This window comes from Gordonia sp. UCD-TK1, assembly GCF_001691435.1.
GTDB classification, from domain to species: Bacteria; Actinomycetota; Actinomycetes; order Mycobacteriales; family Mycobacteriaceae; genus Gordonia; species Gordonia hongkongensis.
The window spans coordinates 1-14,635 of the sequence record NZ_LZMP01000040.1 but is presented as its reverse complement, the minus strand read 5'-3'; the positions used below and the strand labels follow the sequence as shown (position 1 = coordinate 14,635).

At 70.4% G+C, this 14,635-nt stretch carries 4 protein-coding genes; 3 read left to right on the top strand and 1 reads right to left on the bottom strand.

From position 1 onward, the window contains the following. The first annotated feature begins 108 nt into the window (after window positions 1–108). From A9310_RS19405 to A9310_RS19395, 3 genes are all read left to right on the top strand, one after another. Window positions 109–1,203 (top strand): DoxX family protein, encoded by a 1,095-nt coding sequence (locus tag A9310_RS19405; protein WP_065632020.1) that lies wholly within the window; start codon window positions 109–111, stop codon window positions 1,201–1,203. Window positions 1,204–1,309: 106 nt separating this feature from the next. Next, entirely contained in the window at window positions 1,310–1,999 is a 690-nt protein-coding gene (locus tag A9310_RS19400) for a hypothetical protein (protein ID WP_139104692.1), read from the top strand. Next, window positions 1,996–4,344 (top strand): AAA family ATPase, encoded by a 2,349-nt coding sequence (locus A9310_RS19395; RefSeq protein ID WP_065632019.1) that lies wholly within the window; start codon window positions 1,996–1,998, stop codon window positions 4,342–4,344. The genes A9310_RS19400 and A9310_RS19395 overlap by 4 nt, the downstream gene beginning before the upstream one ends. Before the next feature lie 79 nt (window positions 4,345–4,423). Here A9310_RS19395 and A9310_RS19390 read toward each other — a convergent pair whose 3' ends face one another. After that, window positions 4,424–14,620, bottom strand: coding sequence for an amino acid adenylation domain-containing protein (locus A9310_RS19390; RefSeq protein ID WP_368072721.1), 10,197 nt, complete (start codon window positions 14,618–14,620; stop codon window positions 4,424–4,426). Window positions 14,621–14,635: the final 15 nt, after the last annotated feature.

Below are 14,635 nucleotides of genomic sequence, written 5' to 3'. Positions count from 1 at the left end.
CCGAGTGACCTGCAGATTCGTTGTGACAGGGTAGCGTTGAACGGGCCAGAAACGCGCTTCACCCGACGGATCTCGATAGCCAAACCCGACTGAAGAAGGTTGTGACCGATGATTCTCCGCCGTATCGCCCGTCCGCTCCTCGCCTCGGCGTTCGTCGCCAGCGGCGTGGACGCCATCCGGAGCCCCAAACCGATCGCACAGTCCGCGGAGCCGGTCGTGGACAAGGCCCGGTCGTCGCTCCCGCCCGAGGTGGCCGGCCGGATCCCGGAGAACACCGAGACCCTGGTGCAGATCAACGCCGCCGCTCAGATCGGCGGCGGAATCCTGCTCGCCACCGGCAAGTTCCCGCGCGTCGCGTCCGTCGTCCTGGCCGGCACCCTGATCCCGACGACCGCAGCCGGCACCGACTTCTGGAACGAGGCCGACCCGGCCAAGAAGGAAGCCCAGCGCAACGCGTTCATCAAAAACGTCGGCCTGCTCGGCGGAGTCCTGTTGGCGGCGGTCGACACCGAGGGCAAGCCGTCGCTCGCGTGGCGCGGCCGCCAGAAGGCATCCGCTGTCGCCGCGGCGCTGCCGATCGGTGCCGCCGCCGGGTCGTCGACCTGGGAGCACCTCGTCGAGCGCACCCACGACGGCGCCGAGATCGTCTCCGAGCGGTCCGCCGACGCCGCGGCGAAGTTCCGCGAGCACGCACCCGAGATCGCCGAGGCCGCGCAGAAGCGCTCCCTCGAGCTGGCCGGCAAGGCCGCCGAGACCGCCTCCGATGTCGCGGATCGCATCAAGGACCGCGCCCCGGTCGTCGCCGACGCGGCTATCCACCGGTCGTCGGAGCTCGCCGACACGGCGCTCGCGCGTTCGGCTGATCTCGCCGAGACCGCGCGCAAGCGGGGCCCGAAGCTCGTGAAGGAAGCGCAGAAGCGGGCCGAGAAAGCCCAGAAGCAGGCCGAGAAGGCGCAGAAGCAGGCGAAGAAGAAGGCTCCGAAGATCGCCGATTCGGCTCGCGACCGTGCGTCCGATCTCGCCGACACCGCCCGCAAGCGCGCACCGGAGTTCGCCGACGTGGCACGCGATCGGTCGGCCGAACTCGCCGACGTCGCCCGCGCACGGTCGGCCGAGCTCGCCGAGACCGCACGCCAGCTCGCCGCAGCTGCCGAGGACTCCGCCGAGCAGAGTCGCAAGCGTCTGCGCAAGGCACGTCGCTGATCCCTCGGGGTCTCCACGCGCACGAGCAACAGATACGAGCACGACCCTGAGCACAACCGATCTCACGACCACGGACGCGGAGCACCCGCCAGCGGATTATCCCTGGGTGCCCGCGTCCGCGGCGCTGAGAGAGGCATCGCTGCACGAGATGACGCTCGCGGGTCCACCGTTCGGGACGGTCCCGTCGGCCGGCTCGCGGCTCGTGATCGCAGTCGGGTCGAATGCCGCCCCCGACGTTCTACGTCGCAAGCTCGCCCACGTTCCGTCGACGGACCGGATCTGCCTCCGCACGGTCCGCGTCACGAACATCACAGTCGGCCATTCCGCCCATGTCGCGGCCCGGGGATACATCCCAGCCGCGCCGATCTTCGCAGGTGAGGCCGCGATCACGACGACCGCGGCCTGGCTGGGTCCCACCCACATCGATGCTCTCGACGCCACCGAACCCAACTATCATCGACAGACAGTGACTACGCGCGACCACCCCGTTCTCGGCCGTCCCACTCCCCTCCTTCCGGACGAGTGGACCCCGCCTGCGACCTTCGACCTGTACGTGTCCCGGCACGGCGTCCTCGCCGACCCGGTCACCGGTGACCCCGTCCCCTTCTGTGCACAGACCGACGTTCTCGAGTGGCTGTCCCGCCGACTCGACGACGAGACACTCGCCGACCCGGCGTCGCAGGTCTGCCGCCGCTTGTCCGCCGACCCCCGCGCGATGACCGCCCGCATCCGGGCCGCCGGACTGGCCCGGTCCCACGGGTCCCGCGCACCGCTGTCGATCGGGGACGGCCGATGACCGCCCTCTCGCCGGACACCGACCCCCGCGTGGACGAGGAACAGCGGCACCTCGACCGCGTGTACGGCAGGCTGGACCGGATGCGGCGGACCACGCAGCGTCGGTTGTCGTCGACGCTCTCCGAACGCGGCGGCACACCGCAGGCGCTGTCCGAACGCGAGTCCTACGAGCGGATGTACAACGAGGATCTCGCCAAATTCGATGCCGCCGAACACAATCTGTATTTCGGTCGTCTCGACCTCGAGGACGGCGAGATCCGACGTATCGGACGCATCGGTGTCCTCGACGACGGTTTCGCCGACGACGGCGAACTCGACGCCACCGCCACCGACGCCACCCTGCTGCTGGACTGGCGCGCGCCCCTGGCCCGGCCGTTCTATCTGGCGACGCCCGCCGCACCCGAGGACGTCGCGCGCCGTCGCCACATCCGGACCCGCAGCCGCAAGGTCCGCGGGGTGAGCGACGAGTCCCTGACCGCAGGCGATGCGCTGCTCGACGACTTCGGACACGGCGACGTCGTCAACGAGTCGGCTCTTGTCGCGGCCCTCAACGCCGCCCGCACCGGCGAGATGACCGACATCGTCGAGACGATCCAGCGCGAGCAGGACCTGATCATCCGGTCGACGCATCGCGGGGTCACCGTCATCCAGGGCGGCCCCGGTACCGGCAAGACCGCCGTGGCGCTGCACCGAGCCGCCTACCTGCTCTACACACATCGCGAGAACCTCTCGCGCAGCGGCATCCTCATCATCGGACCCAACGACGACTTCCTGAACTACATCGGCCAGGTGCTGCCCTCGCTGGGCGAGTCCGGCGTGCTCCTCTCGACCATCGGGGACCTGTTCCCCGGCGTCCGCGCGGGCACCGCCGACCCGCGGACGACCGCCGCGGTCAAGGGCGGGCTGCGCATGGTCGACGTCCTCAAGCGGGCGGTGCGCGCCCAGCAGTCGCTGCCGTCTCGTCCCGAGGCGGTCGATTTCGACAGCTATACCGTCGAGATCGACTCGGCTCTGGTCAAGGCCGCACGCGCCAAGGCCCGCGCGACTCGACGCGCCCACAACCTCTCGCAGAACGCTTTCCTGAAGGCGGGTCTCGCCGAACTCGCGGCGCGGCACGCGGCGACCATCGGATCGAGCCTGCTCGACGGTTCGCAGTTGCTCAGCCCCGCCGACATCGCCGACATCCGCGACGACATGAGCCGCGATCCCGACATCCGTGCCGCGTTGCTGCGGTACTGGCCGACGCTGACCCCGCAGGCCCTGCTTCGCGACCTGCTCGGCGACGAACGCGCGATTCGCAAGGCCACCCCGGGTTGGACGGACGCCGATCGTGCTGCGCTGCACCGTCCGTCGCGCCCGGCCACGACGTCGGGTGCGGACTTCTCACCTGCCGACGTCCCATTGCTGGACGAGCTCGCCGAGCTGATCGGTTACGGCACCGAGGACGCGGAGCGGGCCGAACGCGCACGCTGGCGCCGCCAGTTGGCCGAGGCACAGGACGCACTGGACATCCTGACCGGCTCGGCGCCGCAGGACCTCGAGGACGAACTCGATCCCGAGATCCTGATGGCCTACGACCTGATCGACGCCGAACAGCTCGCGTCCCGCCAGACCGAGACACGACGCGCCACGACGGCCGAACGTGCCTACGGCGACCGCACCTGGACGTTCGGCCACGTCATCGTCGACGAGGCCCAAGAGCTCTCCGCCATGTCCTGGCGGATGGTGATGCGACGCATCCCGAATCGGTGGATGACGATCATCGGCGACACCGCTCAGACATCCGACGAGGCGGGCACGCGCTCGTGGGGCGAGGTCCTGGAGCCGTATGTCGCGAAGCGCTGGCAGTTCAAAGAGCTGTCGGTCAACTACCGCACCCCGAGCGAGATCATGGAGTACGCCGCGCGCGTCCTCGACGAGATCGGCAACGGCGAGAAGGCCCCGACCTCGTTGCGCAGCAACGGGATCGAGCCGGTGGCGCTGCGGGCGGACAACGACTCCCCGGGGAGCATCGCCGACGCCGTCCTCCGAGCCGTCGGGCTCGCCGAACCCGACGGCCTCACCGCCGTCGTGGTCCCCGATCACCTGCACGACGCGATCGAGGCGGCGCTGGCGCCGGATCGCTTCACGCTCCCCGACCGGGAGCCACCCCGGGTGTGCACGGTGCGGAGCTGTAAGGGCCTGGAGTTCGACACGACCATCGTCGTCGAGCCCGCTGCGATCATCGACCAGTCACCACGCGGGCTCAGCGACCTGTACGTCGCCCTCACCCGGGCGACCCAGCGACTCGTCGTCGTCCATCGGGGCGACCTCCCCGGCGCCCTCGCGGATCTGCCGGCCGGCTGAGGAGCGCGCGATCCCCGCTCCGCTCCCGGTTGATGCGAGCGCGAGCCCACCCCCGGCCGCGCCCTCCGCAAGCTCCGGCCTAGTCAGGGAGCGGGTGGGGCCGTCGCTTGCTCGCCGCGGCCTCGGCCTCGCGGATCGCCGCGTCGATCCGCGGTCCGATCACCTCGAGCGCGACGGTACCGACGATCCCGAGGTGATCGGCATCGACGTCGACACGGGTGATCCGCCCGCGGAGGAACGGTGTCCAGCGTCCGGCGGTGGTGTCCGGGTCGGTCTCCCCCGCCGCCGCGACGACGAGCATCGCGTCGCCGTCGTAGGTTCGGGGTCGGTGGTCGACGGTGCGTCGGGCCGACGTCGCCATCCGCTGGAGCATGCGGTCGAACGCGGGTCCGTCGAGGAGTCCGAGTCCGACGACCCGCTCGCGGACCGCCGCCGCCATCGCGGCCGGATCGTCGGAGGCGGTCACCGCGTCGATGTCGATGACCGCTCGCCACCCGCCGAGCAGGTCCGCGACCGTGGCTCGCGCATCTTCCGCGGACGCCTCGGCGCGCGCCGGCGCCCCGTCGGTCTCGAGTTCACCGCCGGTCTCGAGTTCGTCACCGGTCGCGGGATAGCTGTCGAGGAGGCCGAGGAACCCGACTTCGGCACCCTGCGAATGTAATTCGGCCGCCATCTCCTGGGCGATGAGCCCGCCGAGGGACCAACCGACGAGGTGGTAGGGCCCCTGCGGGACGATCGCCCGGATCTCGGCCACATACCGCGCGGCGAGTTCGCGGATCGACGTGGCGGCCGTGTCGCCGGCCACCACGAAGGGGTCCTGCAGACCGAAAACCGGCCGGTCGTCGAGATACGGTGTGAGACCGGCGAACAGCCACGCCAACCCATCGGCGGGGTGGACGCAGAAGACCGGTTCGCGGCTGCCGTCCGCCCGTAGCGGCACGACGACCTGGCCCCGCGTGGCGGCGGTGTCGGCTGAGTCCTCGTGCGTCGCCTGAGCAGCGAGCCGGGCGCCGAGATCGCGCGGTGTGGGTCCGGCGAAGATCCATGCGACCTCGACGGGCAGTCCGGTCCGTCGTCGCAGCAGCGACACCAGCCGAACCGCCGACAGCGAGGTCCCGCCGAGGTCGAAGAAACCCTGGTCCGCGTCGGTCACCGCAGTCCCGGTGATCTCCGACATCGCTTCGGCGACCGTCACTTCCCAGCGGCTGGTCGGGGCCGCGGGCTCGGCGTCCTCGCGTCCCCCACCGGCTGCGGTCATGAGCGCCGCGACCTCGCGGCGTCCGGGTCGGCCGTCCGCGCCGACCGGGATGGCGTCGACGACGCTGATCACCGTCGGAATACAGTGTGCGGGCAGCACTCTCGACAGCTCGCGTCGGAGGTCGGGGGCGCCGGGGCCGTCGCGGTCGGCCACGACCCAGGCCCCCACCTCGACTCCGTCATCCGTCGGCTGACCGTCGGACGCCGGCGCCACGACCGCCGCAGTGGCGACGCCCGCCACCGCGTTGAGTGCCGCCTCCACCGCATCGAGATCCACTCGCCGCCCGCCGATCCGGGGGTGACGCTCGACCGGCCCGAGGATCTTCGGTCGTGTCATCGAGGCGTCGATCCACCGCGCCCACATCCCCGTCGCGATCAGCGAACCGTCTCCCGCGCGCTCGTACAGCTCTCCCGGCACCCGCGCCGGTGCCGCCCGGCCCGCGCTGTCGAGGATCAGCGACGCACCGTCAACGGCACCGGTCACATCGACCTCGTCCAGCACCGTGTCGATGTCACCGGTCACGGCGTCGAGCATGCGTAGGAAGACGTCGCGTATCGATTCAATCGTCTCGATGTCGAACAGCGCTGCGGCGTAGTCGATCTCGCCGACCAACTCGACAGCCTCACCGACGGACCGCTCCGCGAGACCGAGGGTGAGGTCGACCTTCGCCGGCGGCGGCCCCGGTTCGACGGTCACGACCTCGAGACCGTCCACGATGAGCGGCTCGGCGTCCGCGCCGATACCGGGCAACGTCGATGTCCCGGACGACTCGCCGAGGTAGTTGATCATGACCTGCACCAGCGGCGCGTGGGCGGTGGACCGAACCGGGGTGAGGTGCTCGACGAGGGTCTCGAACGGGATGTCGGCGTGCGCGAAGGCCGCGAGATCGGCGTCACGAATCCGGCGCAGCAGGTCCTCGATCGTGTCCTCGGAGTGCACCGATGTGCGGAGCACCACGGTGTTGACGAACATCCCGATGAGCCCGGCCGTGGCCGCGTGCCCGCGACCGGAGATGGCGGCGCCGACGCTGATGTCCCGCACATCGGCCACACGGGCGAGTGCGGCGACGAAGGCGGCGTGACAGACCATGAACGGGGTCATCCCGTGCACGCGTGCGGTCGCCGCCACCGCCGCGCTGCGCTCCTCGCCGATCTCGAGGGGCAGCCGACCACCGGTGGGGTCGGCGATCGGTGGACGCGGACGGTCACCGGGGATCTCCAGTGCGGCCGGAACGTCGGCCAGCGTCTCGGTCCAGAACGAGTACTGCGCCGCCATCGGTGAGGTCGGGTCGTCGAGGTCCCCGAGCACATCGCGTTGCCACAGCGCGTGATCGGCGTATGCGATCTCCGGTACCTCGATCGACCCGTCTTCGGGGCGTCGACCGTTGCGGTACCCACCGAGGACTTCCGCGGCCAGGATCGCCAGGGACGCCGCATCGCCGGCTATGTGGTGCAGTACCAGCACGACTCGACACACCGGCGGCGCCGCACCCTCTGCTGATACCAGCGATGTCACCACACGCAGCGGCAGCTGCGTCGTCACGTCGAATCCCTCCGCGCACAATGCCATCGCGTCCTCGGGCGTCCCGGCCGATTCCCAGCGCAGTCGGGCCGCCGCGACCGAAGGATCGAGGATGTGCTGGAGCGGCACCCCGTCGTCGCCGAGCGGGTAGACGGTCCGCAGCGGTTCGTGTCGCGTCATCACAGCCGCGACCGCGGCGCGTAGTGCGTCGACATCGAGGAATCCCCGGATGTCGAATGCCATCGGCATGTTGTACGTCGGGGACGTCACGTCGAACTGGTTGATGAACCACAGTCGTTGTTGCGCGTACGACAACGGGATGCGCTCGGGCCGGGGCCGGGCGACGAGCGGATGGTCGGAGACCCGACGACGCGTGACGAGTTGCGCGAGCTCGCGGACCGTCGGGGTGCGGAAGAGGTCGCGCACATCGAGGTCGGTCCCGAGCTGCTCGCCGATCCGGGCGACGACCCGCATCGCGGCGAGCGAGTTGCCGCCCAGATCGAAGAACGGCGTCGTCACCGAGATCTCGTCGAGTCCCAGCACGTCGGCGACGACGACGGCCACCGCCCTTTCGACGGCGTCGGCGGGCGGCACCATCTCGACCGGCTCGCTCCGCGGCGCGGGCAGGGCCCGGCGGTCGAGTTTGCCGGTCGCGGTCACCGGAACCGAATCGAGGACCACCCACTGCGTCGGGTGCATGTACTGCGGCAATGCCTGCCGCAGATGCTCACGGATCGCGTCGAGATCGACACGGCCGGCGAGGTATCCGACCAGTGCATCACCCGCCGGACCGCTCCGGACGGTGACCGCCGCGTGCGAGATGCCGTCGACGCGGGCGAGGACGGTCTCGATCTCCCCGAGCTCGATGCGCTGTCCGCGCAACTTCACCTGGAAGTCTGCCCGGCCGAGGTATTCGAGCGCACCGGAGGCGTTCCAGCGCACCAGGTCACCGGTCCGGTAGAGGCGCCCTCCGTGCGGGCCGGTGGGGTCGGCCACGAACCGTTCGGCGGTGAGGTYGGGCCGGGCGGCATAGCCGCGCGCCAGCTGATCGCCGCCGACGTACAGCTCGCCGACCACCCCGACCGGCGCCGGGCGCAACCCGTCGTCCAGCACCCACGTGGTGGTGTTCGCGTTCGGGCGCCCGATCGGCACGATCACGTCGCCGGGGGCGAAGCGGTAGGCCGTCACCTCGACGGCCGCCTCCGTCGGCCCGTAGAGATTGTCGAGGTCCGCCTGCGGCACGAGCGCCGCCATGGCCTCGGCGGTGGCGGCCGGCAGTGCCTCGCCCGACGCGTTGACACGCCGCAACGACGACAGTGCCGCGCGCCTCCGCGGGTGGTCGCCGATGTACTCGACGAACGCCGCCATCATCGACGGCACGAAGTGCACCGAGGTGACCCGATGCCGCTCGATCTCGGCGAGGACATGGGCCGGGTCGATGTGGCGGCCGTCCTCGACGATGACGAGGCGGGCCCCGGCCATCAGCGGTTCGAACAACTCGGGGACGGACACGTCGAAGGTGACCGGCGTCTTGAGCAGAACGGCATCGTCGGGACGCAGCGGGGAACGCACCGCCATCCATGCGAGTCGGTTGAGTACGGCGCCGTGACTGACCGTGACTCCCTTCGGCGTTCCGGTCGAGCCGGACGTGAACAACGTGTAGAGGGCGTTGCCCGGACGCGGGCGACGGAGTTCCGGCCGGGGACCCGAGCGGTCCTCCGGCGGGGCGTTTCCGTCGACGACGAGGGTCGGTACCGACAGACCGGACAGCGCGGACGGAGTCACCTCAGCGGTCAGGATGACCGCGATCGACGCGGCGTCGACCATCGCGGCCACTCGTTCGGACGGAGTCGACGGGTCGATGCTGACATAGCTGCCGCCGGCCATCACCACCGCGTGGRTCGCGAGCACCAGCTCCACCGACCGCGGGATACACACGCCCACGGCCACTTCCGGACCCACGCCGTGTGCGGACATCGTCTCGGCCAGCTGGGTGATCCGGTCCATGAACTCGCGGTAGGTCACGGATCGCGCACCGGCCACCAGGGCCGTCGACTCCGGTGAGCGTCGCGCGGCCGCCTCGATCGCATCGGTGACCGTCGACCACGGCACCGAGAGATCGGGGCCCACGACCAGTTCGGCGATCCGCGCGCGCTCGGACGCGTCGGTCAGGTCGATGGCACCGACAGCCATGTCGTCGGCACCGACGACCGCCTCGAGGACCCTGGTCAGGCGGGTGATCGCGGTGCGCGCGGTCCGCTCGTCGAACAGGTCGGTGGCATAAACGATCTCGACGTCCCACGCGCCTTCGGGACGGATCGTCACCGCCACGGTCAGGTCGAGCTGGGTGGTGCCGGTGGACGCCTCGATCGGTTCGAAGGTCAGTTTCGCCGATCCCGAGGGGTCGGTCCCGACGGTTCCGGTGTCCTGATCGTGCAGCACCGACAGCATCACCTGGCTGATCGGGGCGAACGCCTCCGACCGGACCGGGGACAGCCGGTCCACCAGGTACTCGAACGGCACATCGGCGCGGGCGAGGGCGTTGATGTCGTCGATGCGCACCCGTTCGAGGAAGTCCCCGACCGGGGTCCGGGGGTCGACGTCGGTGCGCAGGACCACGGTGTTGACGAACATTCCCACGAGGTCGTCGAGATGCGCATGGCCCCGTCCGGCAACCGGGGTGCTGATCACGATGTCGCGGGTCGCGGACAGCCTGGCCAGCACGATCGACAGCGCGGCGTGGACGACCATGAACTCGGTGGCCCCGTGGGCGCGGGCCGTGTCCGCGATCCGCTGTGTCAGTTCGGTCGGGATGCCCGCGGTGACGCGACCGCCCCGCTGCGACGCGACCGCCGGTCGCGGCCGGTCCGTGGGCAGCGGGAGGAGGTCGGGGATCCCCGACAGTCGATTCACCCAGTAGCCGACCTGGCGACCGAGAACGGACTCCGGCGAGTCGATGTCCCCCAGCGTCTCCCGTTGCCACAGTGCGTGATCGGCGAATTGGATCGCCGGCGCGGCCGCCTCTCGCGCATGGCCCTCGGCACGCGCCAGATAGGCCCCCCACAGATCGGCGACGAGCGGCCTCATCGACTCACCGTCGGCGGCGATGTGATGCAGTACGACGACGAGGACGTGGTCGTCGGTGTCGATTCCACCGTCACCGACCGCGAACAGGCGAATACGCAGCGGCAGTTCGGTGGTGATGTCGAAGGCGGCGTCACCGACGAATGCGGCCGGGTCGGCGAGCTCCCGCGGAGCCGCGATGTCCTCCCACCGCAGGCGGGCCCGGGCCTCGTCGATCGGCAAGATATGCTGCCGCGGTTCACCGCCCGGCGCCGGGAACACGGTCCGCAGGATCTCGTGGCGGTCCAGCAGGTCGACGACGGCGGCGCGTAACGCAGTCCGATCGAGCCGGCCGCGGAGGCGGACGGCCATCGGGATGGTGTAGGCCCCCGAATTCGGGTCCAACCGGTTCAGGAACCAGATCCGTTGCTGGGCATACGACAGTGGAATGTGCGCGGGCCGCGGCTCGACACGGCGCAGCGGTGGCGGTCGTGACGCATCGTCGTAAGCGGCGTCGACGCGACGCGCGAGCAGGCGAACCGTCGGCGCCTCGAAGACGTCGCGGACACCGACGCGGATCCCGAAAGCGTCCCCCGTGCGGGCACTCACACGCGTGGCCGACAACGAGTTGCCGCCGATGACGAAGAAGTCAGCGGTCACCGACACGTCGTCGAGTCCGAGAACCTCGCCGACGATGGCCGCGAGTAACCGCTCGGTGTGCGTCGACGGCGGAACGCGTTCGGCGTCGGCATCCGACGGCTCGATGGCGGGGAGGCCGGCGCGGTCGATCTTCCCGATCGGGCTGCGCGGCATGGGGTCGAGCACCGTGAGTGCCGCCGGGACCATGTGCGATGGCAGATGGGTCGCGAGATGTTCACGGAGGGCGCAGATCTCGACCGGTCGTCCGGGGTCGACGGGTTCGACGTAACCGGCCAACGAGGTCACCGGGTTCCCGACCCCGATGACCGCCGCCGTCCGCACCTCCGGGTGTGCGGTCAGGACGGCCTCGATCTCACCGAGTTCGAGCCGTTGTCCGCGCAATTTGACCTGGAAGTCGGCGCGGCCTACGTAGACCAATCCGCCGCTGCGGTCCCGGCGCACGAGATCCCCGGTCCGGTACATCCGCGTGCCCGGTGCCCCGTCGACGGCGGCGACGAAGCGCTCGGCGGTCAGCGCCGGCCGTCCGTGGTAACCGCGTGCGAGTTCGGGACCGGCGAGGTACAGCTCCCCGACGACCCCCGGCGGCACCGGATGCAGCCGCTCGTCCAGGACATGGGCGCTCGCGCCGGGGACCGGGCTGCCGAGGTGGACCGGCTCGTCGACGCCGATCGGCGGCGAGGTGACGCTGATGATCGTGGTCTCGGTGGGTCCGTAACCGTTGTGGAACCCCACGTGCGGGGCCCACCGGTCTTTCTCGGTGTCGGGGACGGCCTCGCCGCCGACGAGGACGTCGGTCATGGGTAGGCGACCGGGATCCGGCAACGACGCCGCCACCGACGTCACCAGGAAGGCGTGGGTGGTGCGGTGCGTCGTGACGAAGTCGGCCAGCTCGCGGCCTCCGTACACCTCGGGAGGCGCGACGACGAGCGTCGCAGCACTGCCGTAGGCACCGAGGACCTCGAGCATGGCGGCATCGAATGCGGGCGAGCTGATCGCCAGCCAGCGCGCATCGGGCCCGGATCGGTGCCGGTCGCGCAGCACCGCGCTGACACCCGCGAGGCCGCGGTGCGTCACGAGCACCCCCTTCGGCGTCCCGGTCGATCCGGAGGTGAAGATCATGTAGGCGCCGGAGTCGGGTGTCACCGGCCGGTTGCGACGCGGCGGGTCGAGCGCCCGGCGTCTGCGCAGGTCGGCGACGAGCGCCGAGTCGAGCAGCAGTCGCGGCGGCCACGTGGAGGCCGTGTCGGCGGCCGGCCCTTCCACACTCCCGTCGGTGAGCACCAGCACGGCGTTCGCGGCGTCCAGGACCCGAGCGATGCGTTCCGCGGGGTAGCGGGGGTCGATCGGGCAGTACACCGCACCGGTCTTGGCCACTGCCCACAATGCGAGCTGCGCCGTCGCCGAGCGCGGGAACGCACTGACGACCACGTCCTCCGGACCGATACCGCGGTCGATGAGGACCCTCGCGAGATGCGAACTCGCCGAATCGAGTTCGGCATAGGTCCAGACGTGTTCGGGGTCCGGGGCGACGGGGTCGACGACGGCCGGGTGGGTCGGACGCATCCGCGCCGCGTCGACGAGCAGGTCCGAGAGGAGTCCCGGAGCGGGATCGGGGTCGCCCGAGACGAGCGGGATCATCTCCTCGTCCKGGGTCAGCAGCTCGAGGTCCCCGACCGGCAGTGTGCTGTCGCCGACCGCGGACGTCAGTACGCCGACGAATCGGTCCGCGAGCCGGCGCGCGGCGGAGTCGTCGAAGAGGTCCGTTGCGTAGGTGAGCGAACCGCGCCACGGAGCCCCCTCGGCCGGGTCCGTCAGAACACCGAGGGTCAGGTCGAGTTTTGCCGAGTTGTCCTCGACGGCAACGGGTTCGACGTCGAGGCCGGCGATCTGCCCACCGGGGGCGCCGGGGGCGGCGAGATCGGACGTGGTGAGCAGCACCTGGACCAGTGGCGCATGGGACGCGGTGCGGGCCACCCCGAGTTCGTCGACGACGTCGTCGAACGGCACGCCGGCGTGATCGAGGGCGTCGAGATCCACCTCGCGCACCACCCGCAGGAGGTCGGTGAACGGCTGTGCGGGGACGATCGGGGTCCGCAGCGCGACCGTGTTGACGAACATGCCGATCAAGTCGTCGGTGTCGCCGTCGCGGCCCGCGGCGGCGGTCCCGATGACGACGTCGCGGCTGCCCGACAGCCGACCCAGCACCGCGGCGAGTGCGGCGTGCAGCACCATGAATGCGGTGGCGTCGCCGGCGCGGGCGAGGATGCCGATCCCCTGCGCGACACGTCCCGGGATGACGAACTCGACGGTCGCGCCGCGCATGGTCGGCGTGGCCGGGCGTGGATGGGTGGTGGGCAGATCCATGAGGACCGGGGCGCCGTCGAGCCGGCGGGCCCACCACTGCCGGTGCTCGTCCTGCTCGTCCGCTCGTCCGGCGACCTGCAGGACGTGATCGGCGTACTGGATCGGGAGCGGCGGCCAGTCCGGGCTCCGACCGTCGCGTCGTGCCGAGTACGCGGTGAGCAGATCGCGCGACAGCGCCCGGCCCGACTCGCCGTCGGCAGCGATGTGATGGATGCTGACGGCCAGCAGTGCACTTGTACCGGGATCGACGTATACGCGGGCGCGCACGGGCAGGTCACGGGTCAGGTCGTATGGCTCGGCGGCGACGGCCAGCGCTTCGGACTCGGAATCTGCCACCGCCCAGTCGAATACGGGATTCTCCGGATCGACGTCGTGGATTCGTTGCTCGGGGCGTCCGTCGCGGGACACCGGGTAGGTGGTCCGGAGAACCTCGTGACGCGCGACCACGTCCGCGAGCGCTCGACGGAGATGTTCGACCTCGACCGTGCCGCGGAGTCGGAAGGCGAACGGGATGATGTACGACGCAACCGCCGGCTCGTACTGGTTGATGAACCACATGCGGCGCTGGGCGCTCGAGAGAGGCAAGACCGACGGACGGGCCGGTGCAGTCGACCGATCCGGGACTACTGTTCCGGCCCCGGCGATGTCTGCCGCCTGGACTCGACGCGCGAGATCACGGACCGTCGGGGCGTCGAAGACGTCTCGCACCCGTACCGGGACCCCGAGCATCCGGGAGACACGGGCCGCGAGTCGGGTCGCGGCCAGTGAGTTGCCGCCGAGATCGAAGAAGCTGTCGGTCACCGACACCGAGTCCGCGGCAGACAGCCCGAGCACGTCGGCGAAGACACCGGTGATCGCGACTTCGGCGTCGGTCTCGGGGAGCACGCGTTCGGCCGCGACGAAATCCGGTGCGGGGAGGTCTTTTCGGTCCACCTTGCCCGCGGTGTTCAACGGCAACGCGTCCAGGACGACCCAGGACGTGGGCCGCATGTACGCGGGTAGTTGCTCAGCCGTCGCGCGCAGATGCTCGACGTCGACATCCGCTCCGGTGACGTGAGCCACGAGTTGTTCTCCCGCAGCGAGTTCCATGACCGAGACCACCACCTGGGCGACACCCGGCGTGGTGCCGAGGACGGTTTCGATCTCCCCCAACTCGATCCGCTGCCCCCGCAACTTCACCTGAAAATCAACACGACCCACATACTCCAACTCACCCACACCACTCCACCGCACCCGATCACCCGTCCGATACAACCGCACACCCACCCCACCAAACGGATCCGCCACAAACCGCTCCGCAGTCAACCCCGCCCGCGACGCATACCCCCGCGCCACCTGCACACCACCCAGATACAACTCACCCACCACACCCACCGGCACCGGACGCAACCGCGAATCCAACACCCACACCGACACATTCGGCAC

Coding starts and splice junctions, on each gene's coding strand:
- A9310_RS19405 (WP_065632020.1), top strand. CDS start 109: ATGATTCTCCGCCGTATCGCCCGTCCGCTCCTCGCCTCGGCGTTCGTC.
- A9310_RS19395 (WP_065632019.1), top strand. CDS start 1,996: ATGACCGCCCTCTCGCCGGACACCGACCCCCGCGTGGACGAGGAACAG.